General features: G+C 48.9%; 12 protein-coding genes and 2 pseudogenes. 7 read left to right on the forward strand and 7 right to left on the reverse strand.

The window, feature by feature from the left end:
* Window positions 1-232, reverse strand: a 232-nt coding sequence (locus tag K2G43_RS08225; RefSeq protein ID WP_300154077.1) for a hypothetical protein, incomplete at its 3' end; no start/stop codon positions are given.
* A gap of 163 nt (window positions 233-395) precedes the next feature.
* On the opposite strand from K2G43_RS08225, the gene K2G43_RS08230 reads away from it, so the two are divergent.
* Entirely contained in the window at window positions 396-2549 is a 2154-nt protein-coding gene (locus K2G43_RS08230; RefSeq protein WP_297641496.1) for an alpha-galactosidase, read from the forward strand.
* A gap of 89 nt (window positions 2550-2638) precedes the next feature.
* Window positions 2639-4312: a glycoside hydrolase domain-containing protein gene (locus K2G43_RS08235; RefSeq protein ID WP_297641494.1), complete on the forward strand. Its 1674-nt coding sequence runs from the start codon at window positions 2639-2641 to the stop codon at window positions 4310-4312.
* A gap of 199 nt (window positions 4313-4511) precedes the next feature.
* On the opposite strand, the gene K2G43_RS08240 is transcribed toward K2G43_RS08235, so the two are convergent.
* The 3 genes from K2G43_RS08240 to K2G43_RS08250 are packed head-to-tail and all read right to left on the reverse strand — an operon-like array spanning window position 4512 to window position 10363.
* Window positions 4512-6758 carry a glycoside hydrolase family 95-like protein gene (locus tag K2G43_RS08240; RefSeq protein WP_300154081.1) on the reverse strand — a complete coding sequence of 749 codons (2247 nt, stop codon included), beginning with the start codon at window positions 6756-6758 and terminating at the stop codon, window positions 4512-4514.
* Between the two features lie 31 nt (window positions 6759-6789).
* The gene (locus K2G43_RS08245; protein ID WP_300154083.1) at window positions 6790-8241 is read right to left on the reverse strand and encodes a sialate O-acetylesterase; all 1452 of its coding nucleotides are present in this window, start codon (window positions 8239-8241) and stop codon (window positions 6790-6792) included.
* Window positions 8242-8293: 52 nt separating this feature from the next.
* Window positions 8294-10363, reverse strand: a complete 2070-nt coding sequence (locus tag K2G43_RS08250; protein ID WP_300154123.1) for a S9 family peptidase — start codon at window positions 10361-10363, stop codon at window positions 8294-8296.
* 224 nt (window positions 10364-10587) lie between these two features.
* Here K2G43_RS08250 and K2G43_RS08255 point away from each other — a divergent pair, with 224 nt between their 5' ends.
* Window positions 10588-12615: a polysaccharide lyase family 8 super-sandwich domain-containing protein gene (locus K2G43_RS08255; protein ID WP_300154085.1), complete on the forward strand. Its 2028-nt coding sequence runs from the start codon at window positions 10588-10590 to the stop codon at window positions 12613-12615.
* Between the two features lie 6 nt (window positions 12616-12621).
* Here K2G43_RS08255 and K2G43_RS08260 read toward each other — a convergent pair whose 3' ends face one another.
* Both K2G43_RS08260 and K2G43_RS08265 read right to left on the reverse strand, forming a co-directional pair.
* Complete coding sequence (locus K2G43_RS08260) at window positions 12622-14415, reverse strand: heparinase II/III family protein (RefSeq protein WP_300154087.1); 1794 nt, start codon at window positions 14413-14415, stop codon at window positions 12622-12624.
* 592 nt (window positions 14416-15007) lie between these two features.
* Window positions 15008-15181 (reverse strand): annotated as a pseudogene (locus K2G43_RS08265) (ATPase); the annotation flags it as partial.
* Window positions 15182-15542: 361 nt separating this feature from the next.
* On the opposite strand from K2G43_RS08265, the gene K2G43_RS08270 reads away from it, so the two are divergent.
* Together K2G43_RS08270 and K2G43_RS08275 are read left to right on the forward strand one after the other, a co-directional pair.
* Window positions 15543-15713, forward strand: a complete 171-nt coding sequence (locus K2G43_RS08270) for a hypothetical protein (protein ID WP_300154135.1) — start codon at window positions 15543-15545, stop codon at window positions 15711-15713.
* 203 nt (window positions 15714-15916) lie between these two features.
* Window positions 15917-16117 carry a DUF5053 domain-containing protein gene (locus K2G43_RS08275; RefSeq protein ID WP_366525013.1) on the forward strand — a complete coding sequence of 67 codons (201 nt, stop codon included), beginning with the start codon at window positions 15917-15919 and terminating at the stop codon, window positions 16115-16117.
* A 116-nt stretch (window positions 16118-16233) separates the two neighbouring features.
* On the opposite strand, the pseudogene K2G43_RS08280 reads toward K2G43_RS08275, so the two are convergent.
* Window positions 16234-16587 (reverse strand): annotated as a pseudogene (locus K2G43_RS08280) (Abi family protein); the annotation flags it as partial.
* 575 nt (window positions 16588-17162) lie between these two features.
* Between K2G43_RS08280 and K2G43_RS08285 the strand changes: the two are divergent.
* Both K2G43_RS08285 and K2G43_RS08290 read left to right on the forward strand, forming a co-directional pair.
* The gene (locus K2G43_RS08285; protein WP_300154090.1) at window positions 17163-20360 is read left to right on the forward strand and encodes a TonB-dependent receptor; all 3198 of its coding nucleotides are present in this window, start codon (window positions 17163-17165) and stop codon (window positions 20358-20360) included.
* 18 nt (window positions 20361-20378) lie between these two features.
* The gene (locus K2G43_RS08290) at window positions 20379-22097 is read left to right on the forward strand and encodes a RagB/SusD family nutrient uptake outer membrane protein (RefSeq protein WP_300154093.1); all 1719 of its coding nucleotides are present in this window, start codon (window positions 20379-20381) and stop codon (window positions 22095-22097) included.
* Window positions 22098-22163 lie beyond the last annotated feature (66 nt).

The following is a 22163-nucleotide window of genomic DNA, read 5'->3' on the forward strand; positions in this document are numbered from 1 at the left end:
GGGAGTGGAGTTTGTCCGAAGAACGTCCGAAGCCGAATAGGCCCTGGTAGGGGTGGGATAGGATGCAGATAGGAAGAACCGCGGTGGGGAGGGAAAAGGACGTTTTTTCGGCGGAACACGCCGGCTGCGAAAAGAAGAAGGAAAAATAGTTTACATTCGAAGAGGGGTGGGGTGTACGGTTCGTGCCACTCTTATGCCTGTTGGCAATTGGGCATTCCGATTGCGGAATCAAACGTGTTCTTTTTTAAAAAGTTTCGCAAGCATTTTGTCTTTGCTCATTTGTTTTTCGTATCTTTGCAACAAATGTTGGTTGACCGGTTATTCTGATTTCCTTTTATAGTTGTCAACATAGAAAAACAATCGCGTGAAAATCTATATCAAATAATGAACTAAACATGAAGAAAGTACTACTCTTGCAATGCCTTTTCTGCCTGTTGTGTATCGTGAAGGCAACCGCTGATCCGGTTGTCAAAATCCAGACAAATGCCGTTGAACTGATTTATAAAGTTGCCGATGACGGCCGTTTGTATCAATGCTATCTGGGCAAGCGGCTGCACCACGATTCGGACATCGCCTATCTGCCGCAGGGTGGGGAGGCATACATCACGCACGGAATGGAGGACTATTTTGAGCCTGCCCTTCATATCGTGCACAACGATAAGAACCCCTCTACGCTGCTGAGATACGTCAATCATACGGAGAACGCTCCTGAGGCGGGTGTCAAAGAAACGGTCATCACGCTGCGCGACGACCAATATCCGGTCACGGTGAAGCTGCATTATGTGGCGTACGAGCAAGAAAACATCATCAAGACATTCACCGAAATCAGCCATCAGGAGAAGAAACCCGTGTCGTTGGAGAAGTATGCTTCCTCTATGCTGCACCTGAACCGTTCCCGATACTTCCTTACGGAGTTCTCAGGCGACTGGGCAAGCGAAGTGCGTGCCACGGAGCGCGAGCTTGATTTCGGCAAGAAGGTGGTCGATACGAAACTGGGAACACGCGGCAATATGTTCTGCTCTCCGTTCTTCCAGCTTGCCATGGACGGGAAGTCCCGGGAGAATGAGGGCGAGGTCTTGGTAGGCACACTGGGATGGACGGGCAATTTCCGTTTCGTTTTCGAGGTGGACAATGCCGGGTGCCTGCGCGTCATCTCGGGCATCAATCCTTATGCTTCGCAATACAGCTTGAAGCCGTACGACATCTTCCGCACGCCCGATTTCTACTTCACTTACAGCTTCGACGGTAAGGGTGAGGCGAGCCGCAACTTCCACAACTGGGCACGTAAGTATCAGGTGAAGGACGGCGACCGGTCGCGCATGACATTGCTCAACAATTGGGAAGCCACTTACTTCGACTTTGATGAAGAGAAGCTGATAGGGCTGATGGATGATGCCGTGACTCTGGGCGTGGACATGTTTCTGCTGGATGATGGTTGGTTTGGCAACAAGCATCCCCGCAGCAGCGACCATCAGGGACTTGGCGACTGGACCGAGACCCAAGACAAGTTGCCCAACGGTATCGGCCGCCTGACACATGCAGCCAAGGAGAAAGGCATCAAGTTCGGTCTCTGGATTGAACCGGAGATGGTGAATCCCAAGAGCGAGCTGTATGAGCGGCACAAAGATTGGGTGATACATTTGCCCAACCGCAAGGAGTATTACTTCCGCAACCAGATGGTGCTTGACCTGAGCAATCCGAAGGTACAGGACTACGTGTTCGGCATTGTGGACGGACTGATGACGAAGTATCCCGACATCGCTTTCTTCAAATGGGACTGCAACAGCCCTATCACCAACATCTATTCCGCATACCTGAAGGAGAATCAGACGCATCTCTATATCGACTATGTGCGCGGACTCTACAAGGTGTTGGAGCGTGTGAAGGCTAAATATCCTAAGCTGCCGATGATGCTTTGTGCCGGTGGCGGCGGCCGTTCGGACTACGAGGCACTGAAATACTTTACAGAGTTCTGGTGCAGCGACAATACCGATCCGGTGGAGCGGCTTTACATCCAATGGGGATTCTCGCAGGTGTTCCCGTCCAAAGTGATGTGCGCCCATGTCACGACCTGGAACAGCAGCAGTAGTGTGAAGTTCCGCACCGATGTCGCCATGATGTGTAAGTTGGGATTCGACATCAAACTGACGGATATGAACCGTGACGAGGTGGCCTATTGCCGCGAGGCTGTGAAGAATTACAATAGCCTGAAAGGCGTTGTGCTGGATGGTGACCAGTATCGCCTGGTTTCTCCGTACGATGGCAACCACACCTCTACGATGTATGTGGCTAAGGACAAGGCGCGTGCGGTGCTGTTTGCCTTCGACCTCTTCCCCCGCTATGCCGAGAAGATGCAGCCGGTACGCTTGCAGGGACTGGAGGCGGACCGCATGTATCGTGTCAAGGAAACCAATCTGATGCCCGGCACCCGTTCTTCCCTCAGAGGAAACGAACAGCTCTTTTCCGGTGAGTATCTGATGAACGTCGGGTTGCAGGTGTTCACAGGAAGAAAGATGAACAGTCGTGTGATTGAGGTTGTGGCGGAATAACGGGAATGACTTTTTTTTGATAGTCTTAGAAATAGAATGTATCTTTGCAACATTCAAGATGTTTCACTTAATAATTATTTAGGAATACCATGAAGAAATTATTCTCATTTTCTCTATTCGTATTTTTTCTCTCCCTCTGTCTGAATGTGACGGCCGGAGAACCTCCATTCAAAGTAGCTTGGAGCACTACCGACTATCTGGTGGACAGAACCGCATGCCCGTCTCCCTTCGGAACAGGCAAGTCGCAACAATTTACGGCATGGCGTGGCGAACGCCTGCATGGCAAGATTCTGGTCTGGTCTTCCGAAAAGGACGGTGAGATCAGCTTCTCCGTGGAAGAGCCGCAGCAGAACCATTGGGTGGACGACTCCACCACCGGCTTCCTGCGTTACGTGATGACTGATGAACTGAACAAGGACGGGAAAGGCGGTTGCGGATACCGTCCGGACAAGACGCAATATGACTCGTCGCTGGTTGCCGACCGCATAGAGCCGATACGTGCGATGCGCTATGAGGCCAAGACCGTGCAGCCGGTGTGGATTACGTTCGACGTGCCCCATGATGCCGCTCCCGGTCTCTATCGGGGAACCGTTTCGGTGAAGCATGATGGCCAAGTGTGCGCCGTGCTGCCTTACTCCATTCGTGTCATCAACCGCACCATGCCTGCGGCATCGAAGCGGAAGTTCCATCTGGACCTCTGGCAGAATCCGTTCGCTGTGGCACGTATGGCAGGTGTCCCCTTGTGGAGTAAGGAACATTTTGACGCGATGCGTCCGCTGATGGAACGGCTGGCAAAGGCCGGACAACGGGGCATCACCGCCTCCATCACCCATAAGCCGTGGAACGGACAGACGTATGACTACTTCGTAAACATGATTACCGAGATAAAGCGTGCGGACGGCACGTGGATGTACGACTATACGGTGTTCGACCGTTGGGTGGAGTTCATGCGCTCTTGCGGTGTAGGCCCTTACATCTATTGCTATTCCGTCATCCCCTGGGAACTGACTTTCCGCTACTATGACCAGAAGAGCAACGCGATGGTGGATCGCAAGCTGGCTGTGAACAATCCCGAGTTCGACGAATACTGGGTCAGCAAGCTGAAAGCTTTTGCCGCCCACTTGAAGGAAAAAGGCTGGTTCAACCAGACCATCATCGCCATGGACGAGCGTCCCAAGGAGAGCATGGAGGCTGCCTTGCGCGTGATTCGCAAAGCCGATGCCGACTACAAGATTTCCTTGGCGGGTAATTACCACAAAGAGCTGGAGGACGAGCTGTTCGACCTCTGCATCCCTTACGACAGCAAATACCCCGAAGGAGTGGTGGACGCACGCCGGGCGGCAGGGAAGATTACCACTTTCTACACCTGCTGTAGCGAGGCGTTCCCCAATACATTCACTTTCTCACAGCCCATCGAGGCTTCCACCTTCGGATTGATAGCCGCCGAACGCAACCTGGACGGCTACCTGCGTTGGGCATACAACAGCTGGGTAGCTTCGCCCAATGAGGATACCCGTTTCACGGCTTGGGCAGGCGGTGATACCTACATTGTCTATGCGCTGAACCAGTCGTCCGTCCGCTTCGAGAAGCTGATAGAGGGCATACAGATGTTTGAGAAGATACAGGTGCTGAAGTCTGAGCGGGGTAAGGCGCGTGCCATCGGCAAGCTGTTGGAACCGTTCGCTTACGACAAGCTGAAGAAGGGCGACGCTTCGTTGCAGAAGAACGTTCAGAAGATGAACGCTTATTTGAACAGTAAATAACGCCGGTCCGATATCGCATCAGTAACATTACAAGTGGCCCGTCATTGATAAAACTTCTATCAATGGCGGGCTTTCTTTTTGTTGCTGATTGAGTTCCACCAACAGGTATTATGAATGTCATGATAGGCGAATAGTCACTCTCAAAATGCCGGATGGCACGCAGACGATGCGCTTCATCTGCGTGCCATTCGTTTCTGTTTCAGCCTAAAGCAATTGTCTCTCCGGCTTTCATCTCTTTCTCCTCCACCTTGTTCGTAAAAGGATTAAAGATTTTCAGTTTTCCTCCCTTTTCGGAGCGGACTACTATCTTGCTTACTTTGCCCTTTTTGTAGTCGGCACTGACGATGAAAGCCCCCATGGCCCTCATGTTGCGGAACGAGGCATTCTGCCATGATTCGGGAATGGCAGGAAACACGTTGATGATGCCGGTGTGACTCTGCAAAAGCATCTCCTGGATGGCGGAAGCAAATGCAAAATTACCCTCCAGCGTGAAGGGACGGTACGTGAAGCCGGAATACCCTTTCTTCAGCTGGTCGCCGTTCAGGTGGAAGCTGTTAGGCGAGCAGAATGCCTTCGCAAAGATGTGCAACGCACGTGCCGCCGCATCCCCGTCAAAGACTCTGGCGTGCAGGTTGGCAAGCCAGGTATAGGTGTAGCCTACCCATCCGCCTACACCCACCTCTTCAAAATGGTGGATGGAACGCTTGATAAGCCGCTCCGCCTCTTTGCCTTGCGATACATCCAGCAAACCAAGAGGATGAATGGCCAACATGTTGGAAAGGTGGCGATGTGTGTATGGCAACGGATAATGGGGAGCGATGGTCAGTCCGGTAGCGTCTTTGGCAAAATCGGGCCATTCGGAGAGTTGCTGCTGCCAGTACTCCGCTTCCTCAGTCAAGCCTAAACTTTCGGCCATTTCGGCGGCAGCCTTATAAGTAAACCGGATGCAGGCCAGATCATAGTTCGTAGTCTCCTTGAACCAAGCATTTATGCCGTTGTCGTTGATTTCCGGCGAGCTGGATAGCGGCAACTTGCGTTTCCCGTCCTTCCCCTTCACCGAAACATGCTCAAAATAGCGTGCCACCTCTTTCACCCAAGGATAAGCCCTCTCTTCGAGAAACAGCTTGTCTGCCGAATACTTCCATTGCAGGTAAAAGTGATGCGCCAACCAGCCGCCTGCCGTGGGCGAGTGGGAGTATTGGTTCCAGCCACCGAGATTCTTCCCTTCGAGCGTGGCAATGCAGGGCACATTCATGCCTTCCACGCCAAAGAACTGGCGGGTAAACGCCTCGCTGTTCTCTTTTATTTTCCAAAGCCAGTCCGTAAAGACTTCCGATTCCTCCAGGTGATTGGACGCATAGCCGGGCCAATAACTGAGCTGGGTATTGAGGTCGTTGTGGAAGTCGCCCCGCCAAGGCGGTGTTTGTCCGTTGTCGGCAGTCCATACAGCTTGCAGGCAGATGGGAGGCGCGTCCTTGCGGGAAGCGGAACCGAATTTATACATTTCCAGGTACCATTGGCGTTCCAGCACCGGGTCGGGCAGGCTGATTTCGCATTGCTCCCAATAATTCTTCCACCAGTCCGTGTGTTCGCGCAGGGCGGTGGCGAAGTCTTTCACACCGGCTTTCATCGCTTTTCCGGCAGGCGTCGGTTCGCTGTACCAAGTGCCGGTGGTGGTCAGGCAGTAGCTCCCTTCCAGGGTTTGCACGTCCGGCGTGCTCCATCGCAGGGCGACCTCATACGAAACATCTCCGTATGCTTTTTGCCGGTAGCCGATTTCTCCTGCCTTGCGTACAATCTTCCCATTCTTATATCCCAGACGGGAGAGGGAGTTCTGATTCTCTTTTTCCCCTTCGGGCAGTTCAAATTGAGGCGATTGCAGATGGACGGATAACGTGTCTGGCAGGTGGGAGAAGCGGAAATAGCCCCTCTTGTCCACCGCGTTGTTGAAGAAGCGCCCTACAACGCCATTCTTCCAAGTGATGGTACATACGGCGGTATGTACATCCAGATGCACGCTTGCCACCTCTCCCAGCTTGGCGACAGGTATTTCGATAGCCCCGGCAGGAATTTTGGTCGGAGCGATGTCCTTGCCTGTGCGTGCGTCGATGATGTCATATATAGGCTGCATGTCTCCTTTCTCCACCGCATCGCAGACGAATTTATAGCTATAGTCAGGGCCGCTGAACTCTTTCACCGGGCGCAAGTCCCACAAATCGGCACGGTCCAGTGCCAGGCGCAAGTTGCCGTCCTTCTGCCAAATCAGTGTGCCCGAAATGCCGTTGCCCAGCGGAATAGCCTCGTCCCAACGGGTAGGTATCTGTGAGAAGTCCAAACCATGCTTGCGGTTCGGTTGTTGCCCGTTTGCTTGACTCACCGCAAACAGCACAAACAAAAGTATTGCCAGGCGGTGTATTCCGTTCGTTTTCAAAAAAGATTTTTTCATGTTTGATTGATTGAGATTGATGTTAGATTATTTATTCACCACATAAGTCCACACGCTCTATCCACATATCCGCCATGCGGCTGTGTCCGGCCGGCGTTGGATGAATCCCATCCCAAATCCAATACGTGTTTTGGGAGGTAGGCCGATTCTTCAAGAGCTCATCGAACATGGTATGGTAGGGAAGGTATATCGCCTGATAATCATGCGCAATCCGCTCTACGATAGCCGCACAATGGCGCACCATATTGTCTCGTTCTGCAAAGTTCTTGCTGTTTCGCATAGTGCCGGTATTGGCTACAAAAGGTGCTGCCAATACAATCTTCAGCTTCGGATTCGCTTTCAACGAGCTGTCCAGCAAAACACGATAGCGCCTTTCCCAAGCCTCAAAATCAAAAGGTTCTTTCTTTCCGCTTCTCAGATAATGATGTATGTCATTCGTGCCAATCAAGACAGAGAGGACATCCGGATGCATCTCAATCGCATCTTCTTTCCATCTCTTCTCCAAATCCGACAATGTATTTCCACTGATACCCCGGTTAAAGAAACGATACTCTTTCTCCGGATAATTCCCTTGATAATGGCTGGCGCACAAATACATATAACCGCTTCCATAGATGTGGTTCATATCCCACAGGTTGCGTTGGGATGAAGGCTTCGGACCACCTGCAGCTCCCCAGTTGCCATCCGTAATGGAGTCGCCGATGAACAATATCCGAGGTCCGCTTGCATGTTCCAGCACCTTCTGCGCATACCGTTCTCCTAAAATGATTTGACTGCTTGTACAGAAATGAGGGTCCGATTGGTCAATCAAGGGCAACAAGCCTTCCGAAGAGACACAAACGGCATTCGGAATAAAATCACTGATACGCCGAATCATGTCGTTGAAAGTGCGATTCCTTTCAGCTGCCTGCTCATCGGGTGCCCAAGACGCAATCTCTCCCACCACAAAGAAGAGGTCGGGCATATTCAGGTCTTTACGGAAATTGGCTACCAATTCTTTGATGGTTTCTTTATAGATTTCCGGTTGGGCGCAGTCTGTTTCTCCTTGATGCCAAAGAACGGCCTTCAACGTCCCGTGTTTCATGGCCGACCGGATGCGCGACAAAGCTTCTTCGTAGTAGCCGTCTTTTGCTCCCTTCTTCCACGAATGGATAGAAGAGCCGCCACGCGCATTGACTACCAGCCCTATTGGGCGTCCTGTCTTAGCCACCATTGTTTTGGCAAAGCTGTAAGCAGGCCCCACACCTTGCATCTTTATATCCTTCCGGATGGTGGAATAGCGGTTCAGCGGATTTGCCGCCTTCTCAAATTCGTTGCGGGCATTGAACAGATAGACATCTGTAAGGGTGTCAGATACTTCTTCTGTCAAGGTTCCCCGACCGGCCATATTGGATTGGCCGATGCAGAGGTACAAATCATAGTCTTGTGCCCATATTCCTTGGGACAATAGAAGGAATAGGAATGCATTGATAATTCTTTTCATGTGTTTTTTATTTATTAGTTTTTTCTATCTAAGTTATCCTATTGGTAAGCTATCACCATTCCGGCACCTCCTGCCCCAAAAGGTTTTCTACAAAAAAGTCGTGAATCTTGTGCATTTCGAATGCGCCGCCCAGACTGTGCGATTTTCCCGGCAGATAAAGCTGGTCGAAGTTCTTGTTGGCTTTCATCAGTTCACTGACTACCTGCAAGGTGGAGGCCGGGTCCACATTGTCATCCAGTTCGCCGTTAATCAGCAGCAGTTTGCCTTTCAGCCGCCAGGCGTTGTCCACGTTGGACGAGGCGCTGTACGATTCGTCTATCGGATAGCCCATCCATTGCTCGTTCCACCAGATTTTGTCCATCCGGTTGTCGTGGCAACCGCACAACGACACGGCGACTTTATAAAAATCGTTGTGGAAGAGTAAGGCGGCCATTGCGTTCTGTCCTCCGGCAGACCAGCCGTAGATGCCCACACGGTTGATGTCCATGTAGGGATATTGCTTGGCAGCCGCCTTTATCCAGGCTATGCGGTCGGGGAATCCGGCATCCTTCAGGTTCTTCCAGCAGACATCGTGGAAGGCCTTGGAGCGGTTATAGGTTCCCATGCCGTCGATTTTCACCACAATAAATCCCAACTCCACCAATCGCGAACAGAGGTGGTCGGTAGCGCGGAAGTATTTCTCCACGTGAGAGTCGTGAGGACCGGCGTAAATCATCTCGACCACCGGATAGGACTTGGAAGCGTCGAAGTGGGAGGGGCGAAGAATTTTCCCCCAGATATCCGTCTTGCCATCTCTGCCTTTGGCATGGAACACTTCCGGCATCTGCCAACCTGTACTTTCCAGTTCACTGATGTCGCATCTTTCCAGTTCTGTCACCACAGAGCCGTCTGTCGCTTTCCGCAACACGGACAGATAGGGCATGTCTGCCCGCGAATAGGCATCCACCAGATAGCGGCGGTCGGCAGAAGCGGTCACTTGGTGGTTGGCAGGTTCGGGAGTCAGATCCTTGAAACCTGTGCCGTCTATGTTGATGCGGCAATAGTGCAGATGATAAGGGTCTTCGCCGGCATTGAATCCGGAGGCGTTGAAGTAGATGACTCCGTTTGCCTCATCCACAAAGTCCACATTGCGGACCACCCACTCGCCTTTGGTAATCTGACGCTTCACCTGCCCGTCGTTTCCAAACAGGTATAAGTGCCGCCAGCCGTCGCGTTCGGACATCCAGAGCATCTCTTTACCATCCTTGAGGTCGTGACGGTAGCACTGGTAGTAATAGATGAACGTGGAAGAACGTTCATCCACCAGATGGGTGATTTTCCCGTCAAGGGCATTGACCTCGCCGACGATGTATCGCTGATGTCCCCGTTGGTTGAACTCGAAAGTAAAGGCACGGCTGTCAGCCCGCCAGCCGGTAAGGTAAAGTTCGTACTGACGGGTGTACAGGTCTGTATCCAGTGGAATCTGCTTCCGGGCGCTCCAGTCGAAAAGGACGGGCAACGATACAGGCAGCACATCTCCTGGTTTCGCATAATCGCGCCATTGCAACACAGGCTGCACTTGCGTGCCGGGACGAGATTCCAACAAGGGGATGCGTCGCACCTGTGCATCGCGCACCTTCATGGTGGCAAGCTTGCGCGAATCGGGCGACCACATCAGCCGGTCGCTGTAATATTCCCCTTGTGTGCCGTCCATCGTAAGGGCAACCACGCTGTCCGGTTCTGTCCGCTTGCGGACAAACACATTGTTGTCTTGTATATAAGCCTCCCAAAGGCTGTCGGGAGAGGCGACCGTCCGCGGACGTTTATCTTCCGGCTTCCATGCTCTTTCTGTCTGTTGTTTCTGTGTCAGTTCTTCGGCCAACGCTCTGTCTTTTCCTTTCAGGAAGGTGGAAAGCGTTTCCTTGTCCGGGGCTTTCCTCTTTTTTCCGGTCCCGGCATCTACCAGATAATAGGCAGTACCTGTTTTTTCCCGATTCTGATACCAGAAGTAATGTGAGTCACGAAGCCAGACAGGACGCACTCTCGATGAATAGACATGATTTTCCAGTTGCAGGATAGTGTCGGCCCGTTGGTAGTCTGCTTTTGTAAGCTGTGCTCCAGCCGTGTTTGGCAAGGCCAGCATTCCCAGGCACAAAGCCCGGAGTAGAAGTTTTTTGTATTCTCTTTTCATAGCATTTCAAAAAAATCTTTTGCAAGCAAAAATAAGCAAAAAGTAGGGAAGGATAGGGGAAGTATTGTCTATTTTAGGAGTATTTTGCGTCTTGCATTTGAAATTTAGGTGCTGCTTCACTCGCAGTTCGCTTTTAATATCTAATTTTGCAGACATAATCCATAACCGTGCAATCCATGAAGACATTCATTCAAACACTGTATCTCGTTCTCTTTTTCTGCTTATATAGTCCGATGTCACTTCAGGCGCAAGCTGCCGATAATCCGATAGCCTTTATCAAACAGAACTATCGGAACGCCCTTGTCAACAAGAGCCCGGACAAAGCCCCCCTGATAAAAACATTGTCGGCTATTCCTCCCGAGGAAGAGGTTAGCGACCAAAGTGTTATCGAACTGCAACAGCAATATCCCATCTCTCCCGAAGAGGTCGCTCTTCTGGTGCAAACCCTTGACAAAAACGGTTCTTGGACAGATATCAACTACAATGACACCAAACGCTCAGGCTGGGAACCCAAGAAACATGCCGAACGCATCCTGAAACTAACCAAGTATTACTATCAAAAGAAGGAAACATTACCGGCTGCCGAGCTTTCTCAAATCAAGGACGGCATCCACCGGGCAATGGGTTTCTGGTTTGACAACCGACTGGTATGCAAGAACTGGTGGTATAATGAAATAGGCATACCATTGACCTTGGGGTCTGCTTTCTTACTATTCGAGCAAGAGATGAACGAACAAGAACGGCAGGCAGCCATCGAAGTCATGCAGAACGCCAAGTTCGGCAGAACCGGACAGAACAAGGTATGGCTGGCAGGCAATGTCCTGATGAGGGCTTTGCTGCAAAACGATTGGGAGTTGGTGAAGGAGGCACAGGCGGCCATCAGCTCGGAAATTGTATTGGGACGGGAAGAGGGCATCAAGACAGACTGGAGCTTTCACCAGCACGGACCTCAGCAACAATTCGGCAATTATGGGCTGGCATATATCTCCAACATGAGTTTCTATTCGGAAGTGTTCGCCGGTACGCCGCTTGCCTTCTCGCAAGAGCAGCAAAAGATTCTCACTTCGCTGCTGCTCGAAGGCTTCCAGTGGATTGTATGGCGAGGCTATTGGGATGTCAATGCCATGAACAGGCAGTTGTTCAAGAATGCGGACATCGACAAGACTTTCTACCTGTCTTTTGCGGCAAGTTCGTTGCTGAAGGGCAGCGACCCCATAACCGCCGGGAAAATAAGGGAAATGATTCAACGCAACTCCCTGTCGAACACCGCTCCCAACTCCTTTGTCGGGAACAAACACTTCAGCGAATCGGACTACACCCTTCACCGCACCCCTCGCTGGATGGCCTCCTTGCGCATGGCCTCCGACCGCGTCATCGGTACCGAACTGATAAACGAAGACAACCTGAAGGGCTATTACATGGCGGACGGTGCCCTGTACACCTACATACGCGGCGATGAATACCACAACATCTTCCCCTTCTGGAACTGGCGAAGAATTCCCGGCATCACGACCTACGAAAGCGACGCCCCCATTCCCGACCCTTATCACTGCGATGCCCGCAACAGAAGTTCCTATGTAGGCGGAACAAGCGGCGGAAACAACGGCATCACCGCCATGCAGCTGAACAGGAACGGACTGACAGCCCATAAGGCCTGGATATTCACCGAAAACTATGTGCTCTGCATCGGAGGGAATATCCATTCCGACAGCACCGCCACCCTTATGACCTCCATCGACCAACGGTTCAGACGCGGCAAAGTATGGTCTTGCTCCGACAAACGCTTTTTTCATGACAACACCGGATATATCCTGTTGCAAGCTGATACCTGTGTGGCTCTGACAGAGCGGAAACAGGGGCAATGGCACGACTTCATGGGTATGTACAAGCCGATGATGCTTGAAGATGACATATTCTCCATCTACATCAAGCACCGCAAGGACAAGCCTGCCGGCTATGCCTATCTCGTCCTGCCCGGAAGCAGCAAAAAGCAGACCCAAGACTTCCGGATAGATGACATCCGCATCCTTCAGAACGACGAAAAGATGCAGGTCGTCATCATCGGGAAATGGTGCTATGCCGCTGTTTACAAAGAGGCAAGCATAAGGATATCCGAGAAGGAAGAGATAGACATCGCACAGCCGGGAACTTATATCATAGATATGGAGAGCGGGGAGTGCAAGGGCGAGCCGTTCATTCTATAAAAGCAATCACAGCTTTCTGCTACTCATCCGTACCGTCACCTTTCCTTCTGCCTTTTCAAACGGGCATTCCGCTTCGAGCATCGTGATGCCCTTGATGGTTTTCTCTCCCTCATACGTATTCTTGGCGGGATAGGTCTTGAATACGGCACCGGCGGGAGCGACAATCTGTATATAGAAGTGCTTGCCGTCCCTCGTCAGGTGGGCTTTGTTGCCTTTCACCTCCACCTGCGCTTTCGTGCCGGCTACCCACGACACGATGGAGTTCGCATCAAGCAGTTCCACTTCGTCCTCCACTTCCATCGTGCGGTCATCCAGCAGCGTAAACTTGCGATAGGCGCTCTTCGCTTTCTCCTTATATACTTCACACAGGTTCAGCTTGGCGGAAGGCTGCTTGGCTTCGGGATGTTCTTCACAGACAAAGGCGTGTCCGGCAGCATACTGCAAGCTGTGGTCTATGTTGATGACATTGTGCGAGAAGTTGTTGTTGCGGAAATACTTCCAGCGCTGTCCGCCGGGCTTTCCGTCCCAGAATCCGGGCAGGTCGTAGTCATCAGCACCGAGGTCTTCCGTCCAGAGCACCCCGTCGCTCTCAATGATAAACGTGCCGCAATCCATCTGCTGGTGCGCCTGGTTGGGCAGTCCGCCTTTCGCCGCCAGATAGACGGAACCTTTCTTGCTACGGTCGCCATTGAACACCACAATGTCGTTTATCTTGTTGTGATATACTTCCAGGACAGGCACGGCACTTGCTCCTTTGGAAGATGCTGCATCAAACCAAGGCAGGGAGAGGAAGAAAAGCTGGTCGAACATTCTGGCTCCATGCAGCGCTTTTGCCACTTCGTTGCGGTTCCATGCTGCCACTTCGGGCTGACCGAACAACTTGCTATAAAAGAAATAGGCGGGACCGCCGAAGGACTCATGTCCGATGCCTGCATTGCCGAAGTAGAACGGATGTCCCGATGGTGTCAGTGTCCGAATCTGGTAAAGCGCCGTTCGCGAGATGCCCGGCAACTCCGCGATTTTTCCCTTATCGCCTCCGTTGTCCATCACGGCTTTCAGATACATGGAAAGATAGCGGTTGGTATATCCCCAATAGGCCGGTCCCTCGTAGCAGACACCGTCCGGTGCGAACAGTTTCAGGCAGTTGGGCATGTACTTGGCAGCGTTCTCCAAGATGGTCTCGGTTTCCTGCGGATAGTCCTCTGCTACGGCCAGCGCACCCAGCACCATGCCGGTGTTACACACCACGTTCCAGTTGGTCTCACGCTTTGCCCAGCTTCCCGGACCTCCCTTTTCATATTCACGCAGCACGCGGTAGATGGCGTTCTTATAGATGCTTGCCTTGACCAGTTGCTTGGTGGTATGCGGAAGCTCGGCGAAAAGCCAGTCGTAGGCGATGGCTACGGCGGCGGTCATCTCTGCGGTGTCCAGGTAGTGGGCGGGATGCCAGTCGGGAAAGCTGCACACCCACACTAACGTCTCGTTGGCAGCATTCAGGTATTTGCGGTCGCCATAGAGCCGATAGGCTAGTGACAAGGTTCCCAGCCGATAGACGTATGCACGCGAGGTCCACAACAGGGCACCATATTTATCCAGTTCGTAAGGCAATTGTGGTGCTTCCATGATAGAGTCGGCTTGCTGCTTCAGGTAAGAAGCCAGGTCGCCCGCCAGCGGGTCGGTTTCCATAAGACGCTTCACTTCGGAAGTCTCGGCTTCGGTAAACAATAGACGCGGATGCTCCGGCAAGAAACGTTGTTGGCCATAGACCACGCAAGCGGCAAACAACATCCACAGAAACATCAGACTTTTCCTCCAGAGCAAGGAAGTCAAAAATACATGTTTTAATGCAACAGGGATAAATTTATAATTCATGATATAAATAAATTAGGTATATTCAATAGCACAAAAATAGGCATATAATATGGATTCCACGGACATATATCATCTATTTGAGGGGAGTTTTTGTACAATCTGTGAGTTTTAAGGGGATTCTTACCTTGATTTGGGCCTGTTTTTACCTTCCTGCTCCTACAGAAATAATCACTAAAGTAGCGACTTTAATTCGTTAGACAGATGTTGACCGTTCGTTATGAATCCGTTTTCCGTTCGTTAGACAGCTGTTTAACGAACAGGAAATAGTTATATAACGAATTAAAAAAGGCATTTTCACTGCTTAAAAAAGGCGATAGGGATAGATAATGAAGCTGTTTTGGAGGTAAGTTTACGTACATTCTATGAAATGCAAGGCATGTTTTGCAGGTGCATTTCATGAATTTGCACTGTGGATAGTGCAAATATTGCGATAAATTGCACTATTCATAGTGCAAATGAGCCTATTTATATCTATAAATGATAAATCATGGAAAAAATTTCCTGGTACATCGGAAGTCAGTTAAAGCCTGCTCCTTTGCAGCCAAAGCAGAAAGAATTGGTCGTAAACCTGATAGACCCCTTTGTCATACGTGATGAAATCCTTTTCCAACAACCCTTTGGCTGCTGAGGAGGCGGAGCTTGCAGATTGCAGCTTGTATTTGCGTACAAAATCACCGCCTGATATGGCTTTGGCTTAAATATAGGGGAAATTTCATGATTATCATAAAATGACGATTGTGCGCAGCCCGATTTCATTCTATTCAATTTTAAACAGCTCTTTTCTTCATAATCTATACGTTTACCTTCACAAAAATGTGGAAAATCTTTCAGTATATTGAAAGATTTTCCGGAATATTCCTTGTGTATGGGTATATTTTCGCAAATGCAATTGTCAAAGTAGTACCTGTATGAAATGTGATGAGGTGGTCGTGATTCTTACTTCTGTTGAATCTTTATTTTATTAAAAAATGAGTCGATTCCTTGTATAATTACGGAGGAACACTCCTATTTGCAACCACGGTTGAATCAACCGCCGTTGCAAATAAGGAGATGATATGAAATTCTATGACAGAGAAAACGAAACAGCCGAGTTGAAGCGTATCTGCAACCTGTCGTTTACGCGTAACTCACGTATGACGGTGCTGACGGGGCGTCGGCGTATCGGAAAGACGAGCCTTATAAGTGGAATACATAAATCTTTATTCATGGAATTTACGTATAAATAAAATTTTATGCATATTGCGTTGCCGTTAAAACGAAGAGATACACCGGATGCCATGGAGAAATATGCTGCACTCTCTGACGAAATAACCGGCAAGTACACGAACCAGAAAGATGTTGATGCAATAGCCGATTTTTTAATTAATGGCTACAAAGAAATAGATCAGAAGCGGAAGAACAGATTAACTATGTTACATTAAAACAGCAAATAGCTCCTTATACAGAGATTATTCCGTTAGGAAACATTGCAAAAAAATATTTTGGTAAAAGTACTGCATGGCTCAGTCAGCGTATCAACGGAAGTAAAGTAAGAGGTAAAGTTTATACGCTTAGCAAAAAAGACTTGGAAACATTCAACTTTGCTCTTCAGGACATCAGCAAATTGTTAGGTTCACTCTCCATATCTTGAGAGACGTTTTATAGACACTTATCCCCGCAGCATGAACCGCTGTGGGGATTTTTTATGGCTCATCCTATAACTAACGTATTTGCATCACTAACTTTTGTGCAGATAATCAGAATTTTTCATTTCCAAAATAATTCTTCTTTCCAATTTTCAGGGAATCCCATAGCGGCAGTATCTATGTCAGGGAATGCTTGCATCAAATAGCTAAAATCTTGCACTAATGTATTTTGAGGCTCTATAGCATTGAACCAATAAATTAGACAACAAAAAACCGCATAAAAGCGATTTGAATGTTGAGGCTTAGTTGTTATCCATAAGTTACGTAAAGTATCAGGTAGTTGTGGTGTGACCGGCATTATTCGGTTCCAAATGCGTTCATGATGAGCACAAGCATTTCTTAATGCATTAACTGATTTCATCCAGCTTTCAAGTATCTCATGTTGCGGAACACTATACGAACGGGCAATTTTCTTCTTAACGTTTGGATTAAATCAAGGACTTCAAGAGGAGAATTAGTATAGTCCATAATGTATATATAAAAAAAAGTTCCGCCCTGGTACGCTGTTCAATGGGAAGCGTGGCGGATTCTAGCACTGCAAAAATACAACTTTCTTTTAAGATTTCCAAAATCTTTGGACAAATAAATTTGATAATGATAGTTTTAACCTCTTTTGTAGCATAGAGAACAAAAAATTGTCAGTTTCGTATAATCCGTGTCTGGACGAAAATATAGCAGAAGTTCGCAAATGGTGTAGGGAAGAGAGTCTGGGAGAAAAATCATCCACTTTGTGACTGGAAGCATGATTTGAAAGAAGGAATGATATAAGGTGGTGATTATCAGTAATAAAAAGGAGTGGTATGTACTTTTTTAACACCTGTTCATTGGACGATTTTTCCTCTTTTTACACTTGAATGCACCTTAAAGGATAAATGTTAAATATTCGATTCTGTAGTCATTTTCCCTTTAATGGGACAAATGCGGTCCGTCAGTAATGATACGTTGTTATACTTTTGTCACAGCAAAAAAACCTTAAAAAAGTAGTAAGCTATGTATCAACAAAAAAAAGAAAAACGTATGCTTCATGCCAAGTTATCTAAACTTTTAGTTGGAGGAGCCATCTTGTTGGCTACCGGTCCGACGTATGCAGCCGGAAACAATTATTCCGATGCCGTAAATTCCTCACTCATCGTACAGCAACAGGGACGTACCATTACGGGTACCGTGGTAGATGACAAAGGAGAGACTATTATTGGTGCCAATGTGATGGTGAAAGGAACGACGAACGGTTCTATAACCAACATCGATGGCCAATTTACCCTGAATAATGTGCCCCAAGGTGCAACGCTTATTATTAGTTTTGTAGGCTATAAGGAACAAAGTGTAAAGGTTGGTACGCAAAGCAACCTCCACATTACGCTAAAAGAAGACAGCGAACTGATTGACGAAGTGGTAGTCGTAGGTTATGCCTCACAGAAGAAGGTGAACCTTTCCGGTTCTGTATCTTCCGTCAATATGGCTGACATTGCCGAAAAGCGTCCCGTTACGAACCTTTCTTCCGGTCTGGCAGGTATGGCTGCCGGTGTTTCGGTTACTTCAAGCAGCAATGTGCCGGGCAATGACAATGCTTCCATTTTGGTGCGTGGACAAGGCTCGCTGAACAACTCAGCTCCGCTTATCATTATCGATGGTGTGGAAAGTAATATCAACACCGTGTCTCCGCAGGATGTGGAGAGCATGACCGTGCTGAAAGATGCCGCTTCGGCTTCTATCTACGGTAGCCGTGCTGCCAACGGCGTTATCTTGATTACCACCAAGAAGGGTAAGCAAGGAAAGATTTCAGTAGATTATACAGGTTATGTCTCTTTGGAGTCTATCGGAAAAACAGTGGAGCCTGTCACCAACTATGCCGACTTTATGGAATTGAAGAACGAAGCCCGCTACAACTCCGGACAGGGTGAATATGCACAATATTCAAAGGAGACCATTGACGCATGGCGCAACGACAACGGAAAAAATCCGTTGCTCTACCCTAATTCTAACTGGGTGGACGAAATTTTCCAGACCGCTGTGGCAACCAACCACAACCTTTCGTTGAGTGGCGGTACGGATAAACTCTCGTTCTTCACCTCCTTCGGTTATCTCAACAATCCGGGAATCATTGACAAATCCGGTTACGAAAAATATAGTTTCCGTTCCAATGTGGAAGCAAAGGTAGCCCCCTGGTTGACTTTAGGTGCCAAGTTGAACGGTTATCTCTCTAACAACGGTATCGCATCCGATAACATGAGCAACATCTTTACGTATGGTTACGGAAGTGTGCCGGGTATTGTATTCCGTCATCCCGACGGACGATTTGGAGGTGCGCAAGCTCCGGGAGAAGACATTCAGGCCAACAGCCCGTTATATTATATTTACAATAAAATCGGAAACAAAGAGGTGCGCAACTTCCGTAGTGCATTCAACGGAACGCTGACTCCTCTTAAGGGATTGACTATCCAAGGCTCTTATTCTTACGAATTTACGGATAAAGCCAATTCGTACAGAACAAATCCGATTGATGTTTGGAACTTTGTTACCGAGACAATCGTAAGAGCTGATGCCAACCGACAATCCATCTCCAATTACAACCGCAAGGAAGAGCGTATGTTTATGGACGGTGTCATCCGCTACGAAAACAAGTTCTTCAACAAACATCTTGACTTGAATGCCATGGTGGGTGCCAGTCAGGAGATGTTCCGCGACCGCAAAATCAATGCCAGCAAATATGATCCGGTGGATGGAAACGTGGATGTGATTGACGGTGCCACCGGAGATGCGCTTGCTTCAGGCGGACATACCGAATGGGCCATGCGTTCCTTCTTCGGTCGTGTTAATCTGGGATGGGACAACAAATACTTGCTGGAAGTTAACTTGCGTTCTGACGGCTCCTCACGCTTCCTGAAAGGTAATCGTTGGGGGTACTTCCCCTCTTTATCTGCCGCTTGGCGTATCGACCAAGAGAAATTCATGGAAAGAACCCATAGTTGGCTGGATGCCTTGAAACTGCGTGCGTCCTACGGTGAACTGGGTAACAACTATCTGGGTGATGATGGTTACACAGCCAATTATATGGCCATCTCTTCCTACAGCGACGTACAATATCCTTTTGGAAATGTAGCCCAAAACGGTATGACTTTGACTTCCATCGCTAATGGTGCCCTGACTTGGGAAAGCACAGCCGTTACCAACTTCGCCGTTGACTTCACCACATTGAACAACCGCCTGTCCGGTACCGTGGAATACTTCATCAAGAACACCAAAGACATCTTGATAAGCTTGCCTGCTCCGCTGGTACACGGTAATGCCAGCATCCCCCGCCAAAATAGTGCCAAAGTACGCAATAAAGGTTTTGAATTGACTTTGAACTGGGCAGACCATATCAATGACTTTCACTACAGCATCGGTACTAACTTTACTTTTGTGGAAAACAAGGTGACGAAGTTCAAAGGCAATGAGCCAAGTATCAATGGAAGCCTTATCATTAAGGAGGGGCTCCCCATCAATACAGAATATGTATTGCTGGTAGACCGCATTATTGAGACACAAGAGGACTTGGACTTGGTAGAAGAGTTGTCAAAAAAATACATAGAATACATAGACGATAAAGGGGATACCAAACGCAAGTATTACTTTGACGAATACAAAAAGCCTCAATTGGGTGATGTGCTCTACAAGAATACCAACGGCGACAATCTCTTGAATGACGATGACCGCGTGGCCAGAGGACATGGCAACAAACCGCGTTTGTATTACGGCATCAACTTAGGTTGCGAATATAAAGGCTTTGATTTCTCCATGCTGATGTCTGGTACAGGTAGCTACAAAATTCAATATCAGTCCATGCATACTACTAACATCCCTGCCAGCGGCTACCAAATCGGGAAGGAAGTGGCAGAAGGACGCTGGTATGAGGGACGTACCACGCCTGCCAAATATCCCCGGCTCTTGACCAATGACGGACGTAATACCCGAAGCAGTGATATGTGGGAAACTGACAAGGCCTATCTGAAAATAAAGAATATCCAATTGGGATATACGTTGCCCAAGAAGTGGATGGACGCTGCTTCGCTTAGTCGTGTACGCCTGTTCTGCAGTTTAGAGAACTTCTTTACCTTCAGCAACTATGTAGGTATGGACCCCGAAACAAGCGGTTTGACTTATCCTGCCATCCGCCAGGCTTCCTTCGGTCTTAACGTTTCATTCTAAAAAAACCAAAATAACATTATGAAAAAATATATCTTACTTTTGGTGGCAGCAGGACTGATGAGCAGCTGCTACGATTTGGACCAACATCCGCATGACAAAATACACTCCGGAACATTCTGGAAAACGGAAACACACGCTTATCAGGGCATGGTAGCCATGTATGAGACTTTACGGAATGAAAATGTATTCGGAGCCTACTACAATCTGGATGCTTTGGGGGAAATAGCCATGGACATCAACAACTGGCAGATGCCTACTCTTATAGACGGTCGCTACACGGCACGTACCGGATTTATCCAAAGCAAATGGCAAAGCGCCTACAACGGCATTTTCCGCGCCAATCTGTTGTTGCAGAACATTGACGGAGTAGATACAAGTGACGAACAAAAAGCACTTTACAAGGCAGAGGCCAAATTCATGCGTGCCCTCTACTATTTCCATTTGCTGGATTTTTATGGTGGTGTGCCCCTCTATGATGAAACTACCATTGTGGACCAGGAATTCATGAACATGAAGAAGCCTCGTTCCACTGCAGAAGAAACCAAAAAGTTCATTTTGGACGATTTGGACGAAGCGGTACGTGTACTGCCCGTGAAATGGGAAAGCAGTCAGTATGGCCGCGCTACACGCGGTGCGGCTGTAGCCTTGCGAGGCAAAGTAAAACTTTATACAAAGGACTATAGTGGCGCGAAAGACGATTTTGAGGAAATCGTGAAAGACCCCGAAAAGCGTGGATACGGCTATCGTTTGAATGACAGCTATCCCGACCTTTTCACATTGGAAGCCGACCAATCAGCCGAAATGATTTTCAGCATTCAGTGTGTGAACGGAGCCAACAACAATTATGGTCTGCCCTATTGCCTTCGTCTGGGTACCCGTGCCGCTTTCGGCGGTTGTTGGAACAACAATATGCCGACCGACATCCTTGCCGATATGTATGAGTACAAAGACGGACGTCCCTTCAGCTGGGACGAGATTTATCCCGGATTCTCTGCTGACAGAGCTTTGCAGAAGAGCATTTTCCAGGCCCAATTAAGTGCCGATAAGAAAAGCGTTGCCGAATATCCTGTTGACAAGGACAAAATACGTGCCATCTATGAAAGCCGTGACCCGCGTCTGGAACAGACGCTGATTACTCCGTATGCACATTTCTTAGGTTGCAACGGACGTACCCCCAAAGAGATGGAATATGTATTGGCAGTAGGTGTGAACGAAGCCAACGGGTTCCTGCGCGACAACTTGGGTCATTGCAACTACTACTGGCGTAAGTTTGTGCCCGAAGGCGATATGAACGGCATATTGGAAGACCGTTCCTACTCACCGGTGGATTTCCCGTTGATTCGTTATGCCGATGTGTTGTTGATGCTTGCCGAGTGCTACAACGAAGCCAGCCGGCAAGACGATGCCATCGCCCTGATTAACCAAGTGCGTCAACGTCCGTCCACCAATATGCCTGCCCTGAACAGCGGTGCCGCTTGGCTGGAAGCACATAGCAAGGAAGAAGTGTTTGAACGCATCATGCACGAGAGAGCCGTAGAGCTGGCATGCGAAGGCCACCGCTTCAGCGACCTCAGACGTTGGGGACTTGCCGAAGAGAAACTGAACTTTGAATATGATGATATTTTGGGTACATTTAGATACAAGCGCATTTTTAAAGAGCGTGACAATCTCTTCCCCGTTCCGGCTGTTGAGTTTGAACGTAATGCGAATTTGGGCAACCAAAACCCCGGTTGGTAACCATTGCATATTAAGGTAAAAAGAGTGATAACAATTATTCCCCATATCGGATGAATAAATAAATTT

Origin of the sequence: Bacteroides sp., from assembly GCF_029057325.1 — a bacterium.
In the GTDB taxonomy this organism is placed as follows: Bacteria; Bacteroidota; Bacteroidia; order Bacteroidales; family Bacteroidaceae; genus Bacteroides.